The sequence below is a fragment of the Ornithinimicrobium sp. genome (assembly GCF_035267225.1).
Classification (GTDB): domain Bacteria; phylum Actinomycetota; class Actinomycetes; order Actinomycetales; family Dermatophilaceae; genus Ornithinicoccus.
Genome location: NZ_DATFMA010000126.1, coordinates 1 through 4,888, shown reverse-complemented (window position 1 = coordinate 4,888; position 4,888 = coordinate 1). Strand labels below are relative to the sequence as shown.

The following is a 4,888-nucleotide window of genomic DNA, read 5'->3' as shown; positions in this document are numbered from 1 at the left end:
GCCACGCTCTTGCCGCGCACCAGGTCCACCACGCGGCGGACCTTCATCGGGGAGACCCGCACGAAGCGTGCCTGTGCACGGGCCAGCGTCAGGTCGTCCTGCGCCTGCTCGTGCTCGGTGTGCTGTGTACTCATCGACGCCGTCCCTTCCGGTCGTCCTTCACGTGACCCTTGAAGGTGCGGGTCGGCGCGAACTCGCCCAGCTTGTGCCCGACCATCGACTCGGTGACGAACACCGGGACATGCTTGCGGCCGTCGTGCACGGCCAGGGTGTGGCTGAGCATCTCGGGGGTGATCATCGACCGGCGCGACCAGGTCTTGATGACCGACTTGGCGCCCTTCTCGTTCATCGCCTCCACCTTCTTGCTCAGGTGGTCGTCGACGAACGGGCCCTTCTTCAGACTCCGTGGCATACCTTGCAGCTCTCCCTACTCAGCGCTTCTTGCGACGCCGGCGAACGATCATCTTGTCGCTCGGCTTGTTCGGATGACGGGTGCGGCCTTCTGGCTGACCCCAGGGGCTGACCGGGTGACGCCCACCGGACGTCTTGCCCTCACCACCGCCGTGCGGGTGGTCGACCGGGTTCATCACCACACCGCGGACCGTCGGGCGCTTGCCGCGCCAGCGGTTGCGTCCGGCCTTGCCCCAGCTGATGTTGCTCTGCTCGGCGTTGCCCACCTCGCCGACCGAGGCGCGGCACCGCGCGTCGACGTTGCGGATCTCGCCGGAGGGCATCCGCAGCTGCGCCATGCCGGCCTCCTTGGCCACCAGCTGCACGCGGGCCCCCGCGGAGCGGGCGATCTTGGCCCCGCCACCGGGCCGCAGCTCGATGGCGTGGATCACGGTGCCGACCGGGATGTTGCGCAGCGGCAGGTTGTTGCCGGGCTTGATGTCGGCCGACGGGCCGTTCTCGATCACATCGCCCTGGCGCAACCGGTTCGGCGCGATGATGTAGCGCTTCTCACCGTCGGTGTAGTGCAGCAAGGCGATACGGGCCGTGCGGTTCGGGTCGTACTCGATGTGGGCGACCTTGGCGTTGACCCCGTCCTTGTCCGCGCGCCGGAAGTCGATGACGCGGTAGGCGCGCTTGTGCCCCCCGCCGATGTGGCGGGTGGTGATCTTGCCGCTGGCGTTCCGTCCCCCGGTCTTGCTCAGGGGCCGGACCAGCGACTTCTCGGGCGTGCCGCGGGTCACCTCGACGAAGTCGGCCACGCTGGAGCCGCGACGTCCCGCTGTCGTCGGCTTGTGCTTGCGGATAGCCATGGTGTTTACAGTCCTCTTCGATCTCTGTCTCGAACGTGAGCGGAGCGCGGCCTACAGCGTTCCGAAGATGTCGATGTTGCCCTCGCGCAGGGTCACCACCGCCCGCTTGGTGTCTTTGCGGCGGCCGGTGCCGAAGCGCGTACGACGCGACTTGCCCGGACGGTTCATGGTGTGCACCGACTCGACCTTGACGCCGAAGATGGCCTCGACGGCCTTCCTCACCTCGGCCTTGTTCGACCGCGGGTCGACCACGAACGTGTACTTGCCCTGGTCGAGCAGCGCGTACGACTTCTCGGACACGACCGGGGCGATCAAGACGTCCCTCGGGTCCTTGTTCACGGGCTGGGTGCTCATGGTGTCGCCTCCTCTGAGGGCTCGTCGGCCGTCGACCCTGCGGCCGACGCCGGCGTGGTGCGCTCGATCAGGTCCGACAACGAGGCCTGGGTGAAGACGATGTCGTCGGCGCACAGGACGTCGTAGGTGTTGAGCTGGTCGACGTACAGCACGTGCACCCCGGCCAGGTTGCGCAGGCTCAGACCCGCCACGGTGTCCTCGCGGGTGATCACCACGAGAAGCTTCGAGCGCTCGGTCAGCCCGGCCAGCGCACTGGCCGCCGTCTTGGTGGACGGCGTCTGCGACTCCACCACTGCGGACAGGCAGTGGATGCGGCCATGACGGGCCCGGTCGGACAGGGCACCGCGCAGCGCTGCGGCCTTCATCTTCTTCGGGGTGCGCTGGCTGTAGTCGCGGGGCTGAGGCCCGTGGACCGTGCCTCCCCCGGCGAACTGCGGAGCCCGGATCGAGCCCTGCCGGGCACGGCCGGTGCCCTTCTGACGGTAGGGCTTGCGCCCCCCGCCACGGACGTCGCCGCGGGTCTTGGTCGCGTGGGTCCCCGCACGGGCAGCAGCCTGCTGGGCCACGACGACCTGGTGGATCAGCGGCACGTTGGTCTGCACGTCGAAGACGCCGGCCGGCAGCTCGACCGTCCCGGTCTGCTCACCCGACGGGGTGTTCACGGAGATGGTGCTCATGGCTCAGGCCCCCTTCGCGGCGCTGCGGACCAGCACGACGCTGCCGCGTGGCCCGGGCACAGCACCCTTGATCAGCAGCAGACCCTGCTCGGCGTCGACTGCGTGGACGATGAGGTTCGCGGTGGTCTGGCGCTCTCCGCCCATCCGGCCGGCCATACGCTGACCCTTGAACACGCGGCCCGGGGTCGCGCAGCCACCGATCGACCCGGGCTTGCGGTGGTTCTTGTGCGCACCGTGCGAGGCACCGACGCCCTTGAAGTTGTGCCGCTTCATGACGCCCGCGAAGCCTTTGCCCTTGGTGGTCCCGGTGATGTCCACCCGCTGGCCGACGGAGAACTCCTCGGCGGTCAGCTCCTGACCCAGGGTGTGCTCGGCGGCGTCCGCGGTGCGAACCTCCACCAGGTGGCGGCGGGGCGTCACCCCCGCCTTGGCGAAGTGCCCGCGCATCGGCTGGTTCACCTTGCGCGGGTCGATCGCGCCGTAGGCGATCTGCACCGCGCCGTAGCCGTCCACCTCGGGCTGGCGCACCTGCGTCACGACGCAGGGGCCGGCCTTGATCACGGTGACGGGAACCAGCCGGTTCTCCGCATCCCACACCTGCGTCATACCGAGCTTCTCCCCGAGCACGCCGGTGACGGTTCTCTCGACAGTCGTAGTCATTGGCGCTCCCGTCCTCAGAGCTTGATCTCGATGTTGACGTCGGCCGGCAGATCGAGACGCATCAACGAGTCGACCGCCTTGGGCGTGGGGTCGACGATGTCGATGAGCCGCTTGTGCGTGCGCATCTCGAAGTGCTCGCGACTGTCCTTGTACTTGTGGGGCGACCGGATGACGCAGAAGACGTTCTTCTCCGTCGGCAACGGCACCGGGCCCACCACGGTCGCGCCGGCACGGCTCACCGTGTCGACAATCTTGCGCGCCGAGCTGTCGATGACCTCGTGGTCATACGACTTCAGCCGGATGCGGATCTTCTGTCCCGCCATCGCTTGTCTGACTCTCTCTCGTCGTCCACCTACGTGTGTGACCGGGCCTGAGGCTCCGGCCCCCGAGGTCGGGCGTGTCGCCCTCTCCCCAGGCGCACCACACCGCCATGCTCATCGGTGATGGTCTGGAAAACCCGGCAGGACCGGGGCTTGTGCTGTCATCGCCCGCCGGCGCAGTGGGTGACTGCCCGAGCGTGCCAGATGACCGGCGGCGCCGACATGGGTCAGAACCGCGCAACAAGCAACCTGTCTAGTGTGCCATAGCCCAGGTCAGCCCCCAAATTGCGCCCGCGGGCCGACGGTGTGGCCTTCGCCACGCCGCCGGCCGGACGCGCGAGAGGCCCGGACCACGACGGTCCGGGCCTCCCGTGCCTGCTCGTGCAGCTACTTCAGGATCTTGGTGACCCGTCCTGCGCCCACGGTGCGGCCGCCCTCACGGATGTTGAACATGAGGCCCTCCTCCATGGCGATCGGCTGGATCAGCGTCACGGTCATCTCGGTGTTGTCACCGGGCATGACCATCTCCGTGCCCTCCGGCAGGCTCACCACACCGGTCACGTCGGTGGTGCGGAAGTAGAACTGCGGGCGGTAGCTGTCGTAGAAGGGGGTGTGACGGCCGCCCTCCTCCTTGGACAGGATGTAGACGTTGGCCTCGAACTCGGTGTGCGGGGTGATCGAGCCCGGCTTGCACACGACCTGACCGCGCTCGACGTCCTCGCGCTTGGTCCCGCGCAGCAGCAGGCCGACGTTCTCGCCCGCGCGCCCCTCGTCCAGGAGCTTGCGGAACATCTCGATGCCGGTGACGGTGGTCTTGGCCGGCGGGCCGGTGTGGATGCCGACGATCTCGACCTCGTTGTTGACTTTGAGCACGCCACGGTCGACGCGACCGGTGACCACGGTGCCACGACCGGTGATGGTGAAGACGTCCTCGACCGGCATCATGAACGGCTTGTCGAGGTCGCGCTCCGGCTCGGGGATGTACTCGTCGACCTGGTCCATGAGCTCGACCACGGACTCGGACCACTTCTCGTCGCCCTCCAGCGCCTTCAGCGCGGAGATCTGCACCACCGGCAGGTCGTCGCCCGGGAACTCGTAGGAGGACAGCAGCTCGCGGACCTCCATCTCGACGAGCTCCATGATCTCCTCGTCGTCCACCATGTCGGACTTGTTCAGGGCCACGACGATGTAGGGGACGCCCACCTGGCGAGCCAGCAGCACGTGCTCCTTGGTCTGCGGCATCGGGCCGTCCGTCGCGGCGACGACCAGGATCGCCCCGTCCATCTGAGCCGCACCGGTGATCATGTTCTTGACGTAGTCGGCGTGGCCCGGGCAGTCGACGTGCGCGTAGTGGCGCTTCTCCGTCTGGTACTCGATGTGCGCGATGGAGATCGTGATCCCGCGCTGCTTCTCTTCCGGAGCCTTGTCGATCATGTCGAACGCTTCGGTGTTCGGGTTCTCCGCCGGATACTTGTCGTGCAGCACCTTGGAGATCGCAGCGGTCAACGTCGTCTTGCCGTGGTCGATGTGACCGATCGTGCCGATGTTGACGTGCGGCTTGCTCCGCTCGAACTTAGCCTTCGCCACTGGGGGTCCTCCTGTTGGACTTGTTGCT

Annotated in this window: 8 protein-coding genes; all 8 read right to left on the bottom strand. The window is 67.7% G+C overall.

Features of this window, described 5'->3' with window-relative positions:
• Window positions 1–134, bottom strand: a 134-nt coding sequence (locus VJ976_RS12710; RefSeq protein ID WP_414693642.1) for a large ribosomal subunit protein uL22, incomplete at its 3' end; no start/stop codon positions are given.
• Window positions 131–412: a 30S ribosomal protein S19 gene (gene rpsS / locus VJ976_RS12605; protein WP_324100576.1), complete on the bottom strand. Its 282-nt coding sequence runs from the start codon at window positions 410–412 to the stop codon at window positions 131–133. The genes rpsS and VJ976_RS12710, both read right to left, overlap by 4 nt.
• 19 nt (window positions 413–431) lie before the next feature.
• Window positions 432–1,262, bottom strand: coding sequence for a 50S ribosomal protein L2 (gene rplB, locus VJ976_RS12600; protein ID WP_324100575.1), 831 nt, complete (start codon window positions 1,260–1,262; stop codon window positions 432–434).
• A 51-nt stretch (window positions 1,263–1,313) separates the two neighbouring features.
• Window positions 1,314–1,616, bottom strand: a complete 303-nt coding sequence (gene rplW / locus VJ976_RS12595) for a 50S ribosomal protein L23 (RefSeq protein ID WP_324100574.1) — start codon at window positions 1,614–1,616, stop codon at window positions 1,314–1,316.
• Entirely contained in the window at window positions 1,613–2,293 is a 681-nt protein-coding gene (gene rplD / locus VJ976_RS12590; protein ID WP_324100573.1) for a 50S ribosomal protein L4, read from the bottom strand. Before rplD ends, rplW begins: the two co-directional genes overlap by 4 nt.
• A 3-nt stretch (window positions 2,294–2,296) precedes the next feature.
• A complete protein-coding gene (rplC, locus tag VJ976_RS12585) occupies window positions 2,297–2,953 on the bottom strand; it encodes a 50S ribosomal protein L3 (RefSeq protein ID WP_324100572.1) in 657 nt (218 codons plus the stop codon).
• 14 nt (window positions 2,954–2,967) lie between these two features.
• Window positions 2,968–3,276: a 30S ribosomal protein S10 gene (gene rpsJ, locus VJ976_RS12580; protein ID WP_050668652.1), complete on the bottom strand. Its 309-nt coding sequence runs from the start codon at window positions 3,274–3,276 to the stop codon at window positions 2,968–2,970.
• 384 nt (window positions 3,277–3,660) lie between these two features.
• On the bottom strand, window positions 3,661–4,860 hold the full coding sequence (gene tuf / locus VJ976_RS12575; protein WP_324100571.1) for an elongation factor Tu: 1,200 nt from the start codon (window positions 4,858–4,860) through the stop codon (window positions 3,661–3,663).
• Window positions 4,861–4,888: the final 28 nt, after the last annotated feature.